This is a genomic window from Streptococcus mitis (assembly GCF_002096925.1).
Classification (GTDB): domain Bacteria; phylum Bacillota; class Bacilli; order Lactobacillales; family Streptococcaceae; genus Streptococcus; species Streptococcus mitis_AF.
In genome coordinates this window covers 54,592-68,048 of sequence record NZ_NCVN01000085.1, presented here as the reverse complement: position 1 = coordinate 68,048, position 13,457 = coordinate 54,592, and the positions used below count along the sequence as shown (strand labels likewise).

Sequence of the window (13,457 nt, the reverse complement as noted above, 5' to 3'; positions counted from 1 at the left end):
CCCTAGCTCTCCATCATGTCATAAAGTAGGGCGTAGTATTTATCTGGAATCCTATCCAAGGCTTTCAGTCCGTCATGTTCTGCTTTTTGTCTAGTTTCTGCCTTAACCGTGCTATCAAAGGCAATAGAAAAGGCATTTAACATAGCCTTGTAGCGGTCTACACTCTTCAAATAGCGACCACGCTCCCCAAGTTCCTTGTCTTCCAGTTCTTCTTTTACAGTATCGTCCAAGAGTTCAAACTTAGTGTAAACTCCTTTTTCTACTTTAAAACCTAGTCGCTTGTTTTGTCTGAGATTGTAAAGATTAACCTTGCAACTGTCTAGGTTACGGTAGCCTAACACTCCTGCGATTTCTTCTAAGTTTTTGCCCTCAAGTTCAGGCAATTTTTCAGCAATATCCTTGAATTTTACTGCTTGATGTTGTTTTCTCATTGTGTACCTTGTCTTTCTATGCTATAATCAAGATATAGAAAAAATATCTATACCAATGTATTGTCGCTTGCTCTCCTCGGCCAAAATTTGAGCAAGTGACTTTTTTTGTTGTCTTTTTCATACTTTTTCCCCTGACTTGGGTTGATAAAGCAAGTCTTTGCTTTCTATCAGTTCCATGATCCAGCTGATTCCCTGTTCTACCGTCTCAAGAAATGCGCCCAGGTCTTCACTGTCCAAGGACTCATAGTTCATACAAAGATACTCGGCTAGTTCTCTATCTTTCTCAACTAGCTTTTTAAAATCCTTGAAATACTTGGGAATCGGAAAACCCTTGCTATTAGTAATTGTTTCAAATTCGACTTTATTATCCATTCTTAAAATTTCTACACTTAAATAATAAGTTTCCTTTCTTCTTTTTTGCTCATGCTTACCACTTAAGACAGTACAATTGAATTTACTAATTGAGATAGGAGACAAAACCGTTATAAATCCTTGATACTGCCATAGGTAGCAAGCATCTTAATCTATCGAATAGTTAGCTAGTCTGATAAATCAATCTCCAGTGCTAAAGCACCACATGAGAAATTTGTAAATGTATTGTAGTATTGCGATTGGTTCGCTCCTTTCTAATAATCTTCAGCAAGCCACTGCATGGCTTTTTGGTAAATGCTCGGTTTCACTTCGCCACCGTCTCGGATTTTCCTGTAAGTAATTGGATTGACTCCAATTTCCTCACTGGCTTTTTTAGCAGTCAAATTCTTGTCCGCTTGCTTTCGGCGAATTGCTTTTGCTTGTGTTGAGGTGATAAGCAATACAATTTCCTCCTTCCTCGTTTGTAAATTTTATCTTTACTTGAGTTAAGTATATAATGTTTTTCTTTACTTGTCAAGAGAAAATAAATAAAAACTTTACAAAAGTTTTTTTAGAGGTTATAATTTAACTGAGGTGATAAAATGACGACAATAAAAAATAGGTTAAAAGCTTTAAGAACTGAGAAAGGAATAACTCAGGATAAATTAGCCACAATTATAAATGAAAAACTAAAAGAAAATGAAAAGCCGATATCCAAAATGGTAATATCTAACTGGGAAAATAATAAACATACTATCAAACCAGAAAAAGCTCAGATTTTAGCTGATTTCTTTGGAGTTAGTGTTTCTTCCTTACTAGGTTATGGCGATGAAGTTATGACCTTTAATAGTGGAGCAGAGTTTGAAGAATACCGTAATAATTTAATCAAACGTCTAAATACTAAGGAAAGACTTGAAAAGAAATTAGGTAAATCAACTGATCAGTATAAACTTGATAAAAAAACTATTGAACAAATTGAACTTATAAAACAACGTATAAATCAAAAATACGGAACTAATTCTCACGGAAATCCTGCTTACGATGCTCTTGTATCAGGTATTGGTGAAAACGACTTTTTTATACGATTATTTGATGCTATACTAGACTTTGATGAACTAAAAGAAACAGAAATTTCAGACTTACTTTATAAGTACCTCATTTTAGATGACGATAGTAAACATTTAATACTAGAACTCATTAACAAATTACCACAATCTAAAACTAAATCTTTATCAGAAAAAGATAATGACTAACAAGGAGTAACTAACATGGGATTTTTTGACACTGTAAAACAAGAAGGTAGTTTTTCTACCGCATCTGGAGTAAATGGACTACACTACGTTGTTCTTCAGGTAACTTTGAAAGAAAAGTTTTTCGGCACTGGATCAGGAAACCTTACAGAATTAGAAGATGTTATCAATAAACAAGCTTCAAAAGGTTATCGCCTACATACCATCACAACCGCCAATGGTGGAAGCAAAGGACTAGGCGGTGGAGACCGTATCCAGGCTACAATGGTTTTTGAGAAGATTATCTAAAACCTATCTCCGCCATAGTCTGATTTTCAGGTATTATGTGCGAAAATAGAGAGAATTTGAAGAATTGATTAACAGAAAGGAGAATAATGAGTAATAACAGAAAACAACTCTTAAGCTATCAAGCGTTGATTGATAAAATGATTGCAAATGGTATTCTATTCAATACTTTCGATCAGGATACTGCTAAAGACATATTACAAACTCGAAACTACTATTATAAAATATCCAGCTATCGAAAACTTTTTGATAAAGTAGATGGTAAATATAATATAGAGTTTGCAACATTAGCTGATCTAGCTGTAATTGATATGCAAATACGTTACTTCCTAATGGATATTTGTCTGGACGTTGAACATAGTATCAAAACTGCTCTAATGGATGTTATAACAAAAAATCCAAAAGTTGATGGATACGATATAGTAAAGGATTATGCTGTTTACAACTCTGTAGGATTTACAAGTACTAAAAGCGCTTTGGCAAAAAACCATTATCTAAAAAATGTTTATATCAAGCATAAAAATGATATTCCTGTCTGGGTATTGATTGAGGTTATGGACTTTGGGAATCTATGCTACCTGGTTGAAATGTATTGTGATAAATATCTAAGTAATAAACGACTAAAAAAAGCGAAGCAGTTAGGGAAATATGCTCGCCATATTCGTAACGCTTGCGCCCATAGCAATGTTATACTAGTGGATGTGTTAGAACAAACACTATCCCCTTCAAGTTATATTACTTCTATCGCTTCAACGCTCCATATTTCTCGGGATATTATAAAATACCGTAAAGTACATGATATGTTGTCTCTCATAGTTTTGCATCGTGAATATTGTAGTAAAGCATTAGGTAAGCAACGTTTTAAAGAATTTATCAAAATTGCAAAACGTGCTAAAAAACACGAAGACTATTACAAACAGAATCAGAAAATTATAGAAATCTATATAAATTTTGTTAAAACACTTGTCAAAATTTCTAAAAAGTGATATTATATTTTTTAATCGTAAAAGAAACCCTTTGGGTTACACTGCTCTATACCTGTATCTCTATATAGGTCAGGGTTACAACAAGAAAATAAGTGTATCAGCTTTTTAGTTGATACACTTTTTCTATTGCTCATATAAGCCTTATTTTCACCCTTTTTCTCGTCTTGGTACAATTTTGCCGTCCGTCCTCTTAAAGTCGAAAATAGGGGCATTCTCGTAGCTCCTCATATGGTATAAACTCAAAACCTTTTCTAATTGCTTGCCTGCTGATGGAAAAGGAGTTAAAACCATGAAAATTACACAACACACGAAAAAAGACGGAACAGCAATCTACCGCTCCAGTATCTATCTTGGTATTGATTCTGTAACTGGTAAGAAGGTCAAGACTACCATATCAGCACGAACAAAGAAAGAACTCAAAAACAAGGCCACCCAGGCTAAGGTAGAATTTGAGAAAAACGGCTCTACACGGAAACAACGCTCACATATAATAACCTATAGCGAACTTGTGGACTTGTTTTGGCAAACCTACCAGCATACCGTAAAGACTAATACGCAGATAAAGATAAAAGGCTGCTTAAATAACTACCTCTTACCCTCATTTGGTACTTACAAACTAGATAAACTTACTCCTGTTATTATCCAAACTCAGGTAAATAAGTGGGCGGATGAGTACAATCAGGACGGAACGGGGTATAAAGAATACAATCACCTTCACGCCTTAAATAAACGTATTCTACAGTATGGAGTTTCTATCCAGGCATTGGATAATAACCCTGCTCGTGATGTTGTCATTCCTAGAAAGATAACAAGAGATAAGCAAGAAATTAAATACTTTCAAGATCAGGAACTTAAAAACTTCCTCTCCTATCTCGATAACCTGGAGAATACCTTTATCAATTTCTATGATACTGTGCTTTATAAAACGCTCCTAGCTACTGGACTGCGCATCCGTGAATGTCTGGCCCTAGAATGGTCTGATATTGATCTGCAGAACGGAACAATCGATATTAACAAAACACTCAACATTTTAAACCAGGTAAACACTCCTAAGACAAAATCAAGCTATAGAGTTCTAGATATCGATCATAAAACAGTACTCATGCTTCGTCTCTACCGAGCAAGACAAGCAGAAAACGGTAGAAACATTGGCTTAACCTATGAGAAAGTATTCTCTGATAGCTTTGACAACTATGTCAATACTCGAAAGGTTGATTACCGCCTACATAAGCACTTAAAAAACGCCAACTGTACTGATTTAGGCTTTCATGCTTTCCGACACACTCACGCTAGTATCTTGCTTAATGCTGGCCTGCCATACAAGGAAATACAGACACGGCTTGGCCATGCAAAAATATCTGTAACTATGGATACGTACAGCCATTTATCAAAAGAAAACCAAAAAAGAGCAGTCTCATTCTTTGAAACTGCCCTCGAAAAAATAAAAAGTTCTTAAAAAAGTCCACAAAATAAAAAAAGCGATACATAAAATCCTTATGTATCAACGATTATAGAATGATTTCGGTATAATTGACTATTATACCGAAATTTTCTCATTTTTAAAAGAAAAAGGGCGCTGGTAAAGGATAATCTTCACCAACTCCCTATTTTTCTACTTATCTAAGCCTAATTCTGCCAAGATTTGACGTTTGTAGGCAATCTTTTGGACTTCCTTGTCCTCATCTTCAGACCAATCTAGTTTAATTTCTGAAACAATCTGCCCAGGGCGATTTTTCAAGATATAGATGCGGTCGCTGAGACTGAGGGCCTCCTCGATACTATGCGTGATGATCAAGGTTGTTAGCTGCAACTGCTTGTGAATCTCAAGGTACCAAGCGTGTAGTTCCATCTTGGTCATCTCATCCAAGGCGCTAAAGGCTTCATCTAAGAGAAAGAGCTTGTGTCCGAAAAGGTAAGTTCGAAGCAAGGCTACACGCTGACGCATCCCGCCACTGAGTTCATGAGGGTATTTATCTCTTACAGCTGTCAACTGGAAGGTCGCAAGAATTTCATCCACGCGGGCAATGGCTTCCGCCTTATCCACTTTTTGAATCAAGAGAGGCAGTATGATATTGCCAAGCACCGTCTTGTGCTCCAAGAGCAGATCCTTCTGCAACATATAACTCACGCGCCCCTTGGGATTTTCTTCACCATCAAGGACAATTCTCCCTGACTGAACTTTTAAAATCCCCGCAATTAAGTTGAAAAGCGTAGTCTTACCAACACCACTTGGGCCTAGGATAGAAACCACTTCTCCTGAAGTCACTTCTAGGTTGATGTCCTCTAAAATCCTCTCCTCACCATAGGCATAACTGACGTGTTCTAGTCTAATTTCTGTCATTATTTCACAAATTCATTGGTGAAGCCTTTGTCTGTCAAGTCTTCTTTAAGGATACCATTTTCTTTATCCCATTTGTAGAAGGCATTCCAGCGAGCTGCGTCAAATTGACCCCATTTTTCCTTGTTGCTTGCGTATTCTTTTGACAAGTATTTTTGAGATTCGATGACAAAGTCACGTTTTTCCTTGAGTTCAGGTGCATTTTTGATGAGGATATCAGCTGCTTCCTCTGGATGTTCCATGGCATATTGGTAGCCTTTTTTAATAGCTTGGATGACTTTACGAGCTTCTTCCTTGTTGTCTTTCAGATAGTCGTTGTTTGCGATGATAACTGGCGAATAGTAGTCAAACTCCTTGACGTAGTCTTTCAAGTACATGAAGTTAGCGTCTACGCCTTGAGATTTGGCAAGGATACCATCCCAACCGTAGTAAATCCAAGCAGTGTCAAAGACGCCATTGGCAATCGGTGTGATAGAGTTTGAGTCGTTATTTGGTACTTTTTCGACCTTCTCAAAATCTCCGCCTTGTGATTCTACCAATGTTTTCAACATAGCGAGTTCAGTTGGGTCATTCCAAGTTCCGTATTTCTTACCAACCAAGTCTTTTGGACTGCTTACATTGTCAGATTTACGAGAGATGATTCCTGATGTATTGTGCTCTACGATAGCTGCAACGGCAGTGATTCCTGCTCCTTTTTCCAATTTTTTAGCCATATAGTCTTGGAAATAGACTGCAAATGGTGCCTTACCGTTAATAACCAAGTCAGAAGAACTTTCTTCTGGTGGCAATTTCAAATCAACATCCACTCCAGCTTCCTTGAAGTAGCCTTTTTCCTTAGCCACATAAAGCCCTGTGTGGTTGGTATTTGGTGTCCAGTCTAGGATAAAGTCAATCTTCTTAAGTTCTGCTTCCTTATTATCCTTAGAAGCAGTTCCTTGACCACAGGCCACAAGCACAACAGCTACAAGAGCTGTCACAAGCGTTAAAAACACTTTCCATGTTTTTTTCATTTTGATTTCCTCTTTTCTTTTTTGAAACATCCTTATTCTACGAACGTTTCCATTTAATAACATATTTTTCACTAATATCGACCAGCTTCATACCCAGAAGGCTGATAATCGATACCAGAATAATAATAGCAAACATGGTATCATACTGAAACAGTTTCTTGGACTGAATCATGTAGACACCTAGTCCTTCAAAGCCTCCCAACCACTCAGATACCACTGTTGTGATAAAGGCGTAGGAGACACTGACCCTCAGACCTGCATAAAAGTAAGGCAGGCTGACTGGAATTTTAAAATGCCACAGGATTTGCCAAGGCTTGGCCCGCATCAGACTAAACAAGGTCAGCATATCCTTGTCACAATGCCTAAAACCGTCCAAAATACTTACGATGATAGGAAAAGTTGTCGTCAAGATAATCAAGACAATCTTGGGTAAAATCCCATAACCGAGCCACAAGACTAGGATAGGAGCTATGGCAATAGTCGGAATGGTCTGAACAACCACCATCATAGGATAAATCAGGTCATTGAGCCAAGTCAAACTATCCATGAGCACAGCCATGAGACAGGCAATCAAGACTCCCAAAATTAGACCCAATAAAGCCACTCTCAAGGTCGCCCAGCTATGGTGCCAGAGAAATTCTCTATCACGAACAAAGGCCTGGAGAATTTCAAGAGGTGTCGGCAGGATAAACTTGGGGAGAAGTTTAAGAAAACCTGCTAACTGCCAGATTGACAAGACTCCTAGAAAGCCCAAAAGACTAATCTGTCGCCTCAGTATACTTTTCAAGTTTCTCATCAATACTTAAAATCTCTCCTACATTTATTTTGACATTGGCAAAGACATTATCTGCCTCCTGCCCTGCCACTTCCAGCGCTTCTTTGAGAATGCGCATAAGCTCATCAAACTCCCCTTCCAAGACTGTTTCAAATGGTGTCACTACCATGGTCACTTCTTGAGCTTGCAGATAAGCAATGACCTGATCAATAACAGCAATCCGATCAATCCCCTGTGATAGTGGTAAAACTTGCAAGGCAATGCTTGCTTTCATAACAACCTCCTCTTCTCGTTTTCCTTTGACAAAAAGAAAAACCTTTACCATATATGGAAAAGGTGCAGAATAGACTAAGTATCGTTCCCTACGCTGGCATTACCCAGATCAGGTGCGGTCGAAGTTTAACACTTCCTCTCAGACTGTACACAGACTCCCATATATTATATGGACATATGATAGCGCAAAACAAAAAAAATGTCAAGGAAACTGCTTACAGAAAAACATGAAAAAGAGTTTGAAAACAAGTGCTTCAAACTCTACATAACTTTTTTATTTAGCCTCGTACCAGGTTGCCCCTTCATTCTCATCTGCGATGAGGGGAACACTGAGTTGAATGGCTTCTTCCATGGTTTGTTTGACCAATTTTTTCATCTCTGTCAATTCAGATTTAGGAACTTCAAGGACGATTTCATCGTGCACTTGCAGAAGCATCTTAGTCTGATAACCACCTTCAACTAGAGCCTTGTCTAGCTGAATCATGGCAATCTTGAGAATATCTGCCGCCGAACCCTGAATAGGAGAGTTGATAGCAGTCCGCTCTGCAAAACCACGAATATTAAAGTTGCGCGAATTGATATCTGGCAACTCACGACGACGCTTGAAGAGGGTCTCCACATAGCCCTTATCACGCGCCTCACGCACCACCTCATCCATGTAGTTTTTAATACCTGGGAAGCGTTCAAAGTAGGTATCAATGTAGGTCTTGGCCTCCTTACGGCTGATGCCCAGATTATTAGACAAGCCAAAGTCTGAAATCCCGTAAACCACTCCAAAGTTGACAGCCTTGGCATTGCGACGGTCGTTTGCAGTCACATCCTCAGGACGCTCAATGCCAAAGACCCGCATGGCTGTCGAAGTATGGATATCTGCCCCCTCTTGGAAGGCCTTAATCAAGTGCTCATCCTTAGAAATATGCGCCAAAACGCGCAATTCAATCTGTGAATAGTCCGAGCTGAGAAGCACACTATCCTCCCACTCAGGCACAAAAGCCTTACGAATGAGACGGCCCTGCTCCAAACGCACAGGGATATTTTGCAAGTTTGGATCCACACTAGACAGACGCCCAGTCTGGGTCAAATCCTGCACATAACGCGTGTGAATCTTTCCATCAGCTAAAATCCAGTCCTGCAAGCCAATCACATAAGTAGACTGAATCTTAGCAATCTGACGGTAATCCAAGATTTTCTTAACAATCGGAGCAATAGGAGCCAAGCGTTCCAAGACATCCACCGCAGTCGAATATCCAGTTTTGGTTTTCTTAGTGTATTCTAGAGGAAGTCCCAATTTTTCAAAGAGAAGCACGCCCAACTGCTTAGGCGAGTTGATATTAAACTCCTCACCAGCCAGTTCGTAAATCTCCTGAGTGAGTTTTTCAATGACAAGCTCATTTTCAGCCTGCATCTCAAGCAAGGTCTCTTTCTTGACCGTAATCCCAGCAATTTCCATCTTAGCAAGGACAAAAGCTAGAGGTTGCTCCATATCATAAAGAAGCTCTAATTGCCCATTTTCGCTGAGTTTTTCAAGCAAAATAGGCTCTGTTTCGACTAAAACAGCAAGCTTACGAGCCAAGTGTTCTAAGAATTTCTCTCTCTCAGGGATAGCTTTCTTGACACCCTTACCGTAGAAGGTCTCATCATCGACCAAATAAGTCCGGCCATAGAGATTCGCAATGGTTGAAATTTCATTGTCCTCCACAGTCGAAAGGAGGTATTTAGCCAAACGGCTATCAAAGGCAGGAGCCTGCAAATCCACACCAAAACGATTCAAGAGAACTTTAGCCTTCTTAAAGTCATACACTTTCAGAGGTGTTTTTTCTAGAAAATCCTTGAAAATCGGGTCTTGCAAAAGTTCAAGCTTGTCTGTAGCATAAAGCTTTTCCCCACAAGACCAGGCGAATCCAACCAAATCATCCGTATGGTAATTCTCACCAAAAAGCTCAAAATGGAAGATAGATTCTTCACTCAGCATATCTTGACTGACTTGGTCAACAATAGTAAAATCCAAACTCTCAGTCACTTCAGCTGACGATGCATTTAAAGCCTGTTTGAGCTGTTTGAAGCCCATCTCATCGTAGAACTGCCCGAGTTTTTCAACATCTGGACCGCTATAGACCAAATCCTCCAAACCAATCTCAATCGGTGCCTTAGTATCAATGGTCGCCAGTGTTTTAGACAAAAAGGCTTGTTCCTTATCATTGATGAGATTTTCCTTCATCTTAGAAGCCTTCATCCCATCGATATTTTCATAAATTCCCTCAAGCGAACCATGCTCCAGTAAAAGCTTGATACCCGTCTTTTCACCGATTTTGGTCACCCCAGGGATATTATCCGACTTATCACCCATGAGCGCCTTGAGATCGATAAACTGCGTCGGTGTGATGCCCATCTTTTCCATAAGATAGTCTGGCGTAAAGGCCTCAAATTCAGCCACACCTTTCTTGGAAAGTTCAACCACCGTATGCTCATCCGTCAGCTGAATCAAGTCCTTGTCCCCACTGACAATGGTAACATCAAAACCATCCTGCTCAGCTAGTTTATCCAGCGTCCCGATGATATCATCCGCCTCATACTGAGCCAACTCATAGTGGCGAATCCCCATATGATCCAGCAACTCACGAATGAAAGGAAATTGCTCACGAAACTCATCAGGAGTCTTAGCCCGACCACCCTTATAGTCCGCATACATCTCTGTCCGGAAGGTCGTCTTCCCCGCATCAAAAGCCACCAAAATATGACTAGGCTCAATCCTCTCCAACAAATGGCTCAACATCAACTGGAAACCATAAATCGCATTGGTATGCAAGCCAGCCGCATTCTTAAAACGGTCCAACTGCTGATAGAGCGCAAAAAACGCCCGAAAAGCAACAGAAGACCCATCAATCAATAATAATTTTTTCTTATCCATACACCCATTATAAAGGAAAGCATCAAAAAATACCATTGGGAAGAGTTCCCTGAGAGAAACTAAGATAATAGTAAAAAGAGAAGGAAGTTACTCCCTCTCTTTCAAACTACGAAATGAATTAGTTTTTACGTTTCACAAATGGAATGGCACCAAGGAACAATCCAAGGAATCCTAATGATGCAACTGCAACATTATCTTTACCACCAGTATTTGGAAGTTCTTTTTTATCTTCTGTTTTTACTGCTGGCGCTTGATAAGTATTATCCTTGTTAGTACCTGCTGTTGTAAGAGTATATTGTGGAACTTCGTTAATTGCTGCTTCTACACTATTAACGCCTCCTGTATATTCTGGAACTTCGTTAATTGCTGCTTCTGCACTATTAACGCCTCCTGTATATTCTGGAACTTCGTTAATTGCTGCTTCTACACTATTAACACCTCCTGTATATTCTGGAACTTCGTTAATTGCTGCTTCTACACTATTAACGCCTCCTGTATATTCTGGAGCATCGGCTACAGTAGGAGGTGTTGCATCATTTACCCCACCAGTGAAATCAGATTCATTATCTCCAGAAGGAGAATCACTAGGATTCACACCACCATTAAATCCTGGAGCGTTAGGAACAGTTGGTACTTCGTCAGGTTGTTTAGCATCATCAGAAGGTGCATCACTAGGACTTACACCACCACTAAAGTCTTTCGATTCTTCACCCTTAGGAACTTCTTTTAAGTTTTCGATGTAACCTAAAGTTGCGTTGTAATTCTCAGTTAGTTTGGCAATTGCATCGTCATCCTCTTGAACTGCTTCGTTCACTTCGTCGAAATTGGCCTTAGCTTCATCAGCTACTGCTTTAGCAGAAGCAACTGAAACTTCTAGTTTAGTTACAGCATCTTGCAATCCATCTTGGATAGCTTGATCCGCATTGTTTTTCTTAGCAGTTTCAAGAGCAGTTTTAGCTTTTTCTAAAGTTTCTTTTTGTTTCTCTAATGTAGCATTTTTCTCTTCTACTACCTTAGCTTTTTCAGCAGCGTCAGCCTTATCTTCCTCAGCTTCTTTCGTTAATCTCTCAATTTTTTCAGCTAAATCATCAGCAATGTCTGTAAGTTTTTTGACAATTGGTTTAGAAGCTTCTTTTTTAGCAGCTTCTTCAATTTTTTTAGTTTCGTCAGCAGTTAATTCTTTAGTTTTATAAGCTTCAGGAGCTTTATCTTTTGTGTTGGCATCGTTGAGGAATTCATCTATAGCTTGAGTAGCTGTAAGAACTCCATCTTCAATCGCTTTTAATAAAGCTTCTTTACCGATTTCAGCTTTTGCTTCTTCGATAGCTTTCGCTTTATCTTCTGGCTTGATGCTAGCATCCTTGTTGACTTTATCTTCAGCTTTTTTTTCAAGTTGCTCTAAAGCACCTTTCAAAGCTTCTAAGTTATCTGCTTCTTCTTTTTTAGCGTCTTCTTCTTTTTTAACTTCTTCTTCAACTTTAGCTTTTGCTTTAGCTGCTTCTTCTTTAGCCTTAGCTAATTCAGCTTCTGCATCAGCTTTAGCTTTGTCTGCTTCTGCTTTTGCAGTCTCAGCAGCAGTTACATCAACAGCTTCTTTTTTAGCTTTAGCTGTAGCTTCTTCTACTTTTTTAGCTTCTTCAGCAACTTTCTTCTCTAATTCAGCAACTTTAGCATCAGCCTCTGCTTTAGCTTTAGCAGCTTTTTCAGCTTCGGTTGGTTCAGCTTCTTCCTCTGGAGTTTCTTCAGCTGGTTTAGCTGGTTCTGCAGCTTCTTTTGCTTCTGCTTTTTTTACTTCTTCAAGAAGATTATCACGTTTTTCAGTTAAATCTTGAATTTCAGCTGTAGCATCTTGAACTTTTTCATCAGCTTCGTCAAATTCAGATTTGGCAGTATCGCGTTCTTTTTCAATCGCAGTTACAGCTTTTTCTAGTGGTGCTGTGATATCTTCACCAAATCCGTTTTCTTTAGCGGATTTAAGAGCTTCTTTTGCTTCTTTTAAAGTATCTTCCTGTTTTTTTAGTGTTTCAGCTTTCTTTTCAGCATCAGCTTTTAATTGCTCAGCATCATCCGTTAAGTTTTCAATTGTTTCAGTTAAATCATCAGCTTTATCTTGCAATTTTTCTGATTCAGGACGAGCAGCATCCGCTGCTTCACCTTCTTCAATTCCCGCTTGCACCTCTTCAGGAAGCTTGTCCTTAGATACAGGAGTTTCTGTTTTAATTGTTGGATTAGTATCTTGTGCTTTTTCAGCATCATCTGCTAACTCAGCAAGAATATCAGAAGCATTTAATTCACCAGACTCAACAGCCTTTAATAATTCTTCTTTTGCTTTTTTGTCAAGCAATTCATTATCAGGAATTTGTTTCAAAGCTTCAGTTAAAGCTTCTTTAGCTTCGGCTTCTTCTTTTGCAGCAGCTTCTTCTTTTGCGACTTCTTCTTTTGCTTTAGAGTCAGCTTTAGCAGCTTCTTCTTTTGCTTTAGCTAATTCATCGTCAGCTGTTTTCTTAGCTTCTTCAGCTTTAGTTTTTGCAGCATCAGCCTCAGCAGATTCTTTTTTCTCTGTTTCAAGTTTAGTAGCTGCATCAGTTGCTGTAGTAGTTGTTCTATCTACTTTAGATTGAGCTTCATCAACTTTAGCGTTAGCTTCTTTTTCAGCTTCCTTGGCTTTTTCAACCTCAGTTTTTGGTGTTTCAGCCGCAGGTGTAGGCTTTGTTTCTCCAGTAGGTTGAGCAGCTGTAGGTTTGTCATCAGCTTTCACAACTGACGGTTGAGATGCAACAAATGTAGCACCTAAAACAGCCACACTAGCCAAACTGGTTAAAATCATTTTCTTTTTGTTCATCTTGTGTA

Annotated in this window: 13 protein-coding genes and 1 riboswitch; of the genes, 4 read left to right on the top strand and 9 right to left on the bottom strand. The window is 39.0% G+C overall.

Translation table 11 applies throughout. The features are described from left to right. Positions 1-2 precede the first annotated feature (2 nt). The 3 genes from B7692_RS09865 to B7692_RS09855 all read right to left on the bottom strand — a co-directional run bounded on the left by B7692_RS09865 (position 3) and on the right by B7692_RS09855 (position 1,243). Positions 3-431, bottom strand: a complete 429-nt coding sequence (locus tag B7692_RS09865) for a hypothetical protein (RefSeq protein ID WP_033630516.1) — start codon at positions 429-431, stop codon at positions 3-5. A 117-nt stretch (positions 432-548) separates the two neighbouring features. Continuing rightward, positions 549-803: a hypothetical protein gene (locus B7692_RS09860; protein WP_084930584.1), complete on the bottom strand. Its 255-nt coding sequence runs from the start codon at positions 801-803 to the stop codon at positions 549-551. A gap of 254 nt (positions 804-1,057) precedes the next feature. Further along, entirely contained in the window at positions 1,058-1,243 is a 186-nt protein-coding gene (locus B7692_RS09855; RefSeq protein WP_070526404.1) for a hypothetical protein, read from the bottom strand. A 141-nt stretch (positions 1,244-1,384) separates the two neighbouring features. Here B7692_RS09855 and B7692_RS11365 point away from each other — a divergent pair, with 141 nt between their 5' ends. The 4 genes from B7692_RS11365 (at position 1,385) to B7692_RS09835 (ending at position 4,759) form a co-directional block, all read left to right on the top strand. Continuing rightward, positions 1,385-2,035, top strand: a complete 651-nt coding sequence (locus B7692_RS11365) for a helix-turn-helix domain-containing protein (protein ID WP_084930583.1) — start codon at positions 1,385-1,387, stop codon at positions 2,033-2,035. A 15-nt stretch (positions 2,036-2,050) separates the two neighbouring features. Then, positions 2,051-2,320 carry a DUF4177 domain-containing protein gene (locus tag B7692_RS09845; RefSeq protein WP_004261908.1) on the top strand — a complete coding sequence of 90 codons (270 nt, stop codon included), beginning with the start codon at positions 2,051-2,053 and terminating at the stop codon, positions 2,318-2,320. Positions 2,321-2,406: 86 nt separating this feature from the next. Next, positions 2,407-3,303 (top strand): Abi family protein, encoded by an 897-nt coding sequence (locus tag B7692_RS09840; protein WP_084930582.1) that lies wholly within the window; start codon positions 2,407-2,409, stop codon positions 3,301-3,303. A gap of 289 nt (positions 3,304-3,592) precedes the next feature. Continuing rightward, on the top strand, positions 3,593-4,759 hold the full coding sequence (locus tag B7692_RS09835) for a tyrosine-type recombinase/integrase (RefSeq protein ID WP_084930581.1): 1,167 nt from the start codon (positions 3,593-3,595) through the stop codon (positions 4,757-4,759). Between the two features lie 156 nt (positions 4,760-4,915). Here the strand turns inward: B7692_RS09835 and B7692_RS09830 are convergent, their stop codons facing one another. The 6 genes from B7692_RS09830 to B7692_RS09805 form a co-directional block, all read right to left on the bottom strand. Further along, entirely contained in the window at positions 4,916-5,644 is a 729-nt protein-coding gene (locus tag B7692_RS09830; protein ID WP_084930580.1) for an ABC transporter ATP-binding protein, read from the bottom strand. Continuing rightward, entirely contained in the window at positions 5,644-6,651 is a 1,008-nt protein-coding gene (locus B7692_RS09825) for an ABC transporter substrate-binding protein (protein WP_084930579.1), read from the bottom strand. The genes B7692_RS09830 and B7692_RS09825 overlap by 1 nt, the downstream gene beginning before the upstream one ends. A 37-nt stretch (positions 6,652-6,688) precedes the next feature. Then, complete coding sequence (locus B7692_RS09820; protein WP_192855500.1) at positions 6,689-7,447, bottom strand: ABC transporter permease; 759 nt, start codon at positions 7,445-7,447, stop codon at positions 6,689-6,691. Next, a complete protein-coding gene (locus B7692_RS09815) occupies positions 7,410-7,700 on the bottom strand; it encodes a thiamine-binding protein (protein WP_084930577.1) in 291 nt (96 codons plus the stop codon). Before B7692_RS09815 ends, B7692_RS09820 begins: the two co-directional genes overlap by 38 nt. A gap of 68 nt (positions 7,701-7,768) precedes the next feature. Beyond that, positions 7,769-7,871, bottom strand: a riboswitch (TPP riboswitch). Positions 7,872-7,973: 102 nt separating this feature from the next. Further along, positions 7,974-10,607, bottom strand: a complete 2,634-nt coding sequence (polA, locus tag B7692_RS09810) for a DNA polymerase I (RefSeq protein ID WP_084930666.1) — start codon at positions 10,605-10,607, stop codon at positions 7,974-7,976. A 118-nt stretch (positions 10,608-10,725) separates the two neighbouring features. Continuing rightward, entirely contained in the window at positions 10,726-13,449 is a 2,724-nt protein-coding gene (locus B7692_RS09805; RefSeq protein WP_084930576.1) for an SIALI-17 repeat-containing surface protein, read from the bottom strand. Positions 13,450-13,457: the final 8 nt, after the last annotated feature.

Excerpts from the sequence above, each read along its gene's own strand:
- B7692_RS09865 (WP_033630516.1), bottom strand. The coding sequence starts at position 431 with ATGAGAAAACAACATCAAGCAGTAAAATTCAAGGATATTGCTGAAAAA.
- B7692_RS09860 (WP_084930584.1), bottom strand. The coding sequence starts at position 803 with ATGGATAATAAAGTCGAATTTGAAACAATTACTAATAGCAAGGGTTTT.
- B7692_RS11365 (WP_084930583.1), top strand. The coding sequence starts at position 1,385 with ATGACGACAATAAAAAATAGGTTAAAAGCTTTAAGAACTGAGAAAGGA.
- B7692_RS09845 (WP_004261908.1), top strand. The coding sequence starts at position 2,051 with ATGGGATTTTTTGACACTGTAAAACAAGAAGGTAGTTTTTCTACCGCA.
- B7692_RS09840 (WP_084930582.1), top strand. The coding sequence starts at position 2,407 with ATGAGTAATAACAGAAAACAACTCTTAAGCTATCAAGCGTTGATTGAT.
- B7692_RS09835 (WP_084930581.1), top strand. The coding sequence starts at position 3,593 with ATGAAAATTACACAACACACGAAAAAAGACGGAACAGCAATCTACCGC.
- B7692_RS09830 (WP_084930580.1), bottom strand. The coding sequence starts at position 5,644 with ATGACAGAAATTAGACTAGAACACGTCAGTTATGCCTATGGTGAGGAG.
- B7692_RS09825 (WP_084930579.1), bottom strand. The coding sequence starts at position 6,651 with ATGAAAAAAACATGGAAAGTGTTTTTAACGCTTGTGACAGCTCTTGTA.
- B7692_RS09820 (WP_192855500.1), bottom strand. The coding sequence starts at position 7,447 with ATGAGAAACTTGAAAAGTATACTGAGGCGACAGATTAGTCTTTTGGGC.
- B7692_RS09815 (WP_084930577.1), bottom strand. The coding sequence starts at position 7,700 with ATGAAAGCAAGCATTGCCTTGCAAGTTTTACCACTATCACAGGGGATT.
- polA (WP_084930666.1), bottom strand. The coding sequence starts at position 10,607 with ATGGATAAGAAAAAATTATTATTGATTGATGGGTCTTCTGTTGCTTTT.
- B7692_RS09805 (WP_084930576.1), bottom strand. The coding sequence starts at position 13,449 with ATGAACAAAAAGAAAATGATTTTAACCAGTTTGGCTAGTGTGGCTGTT.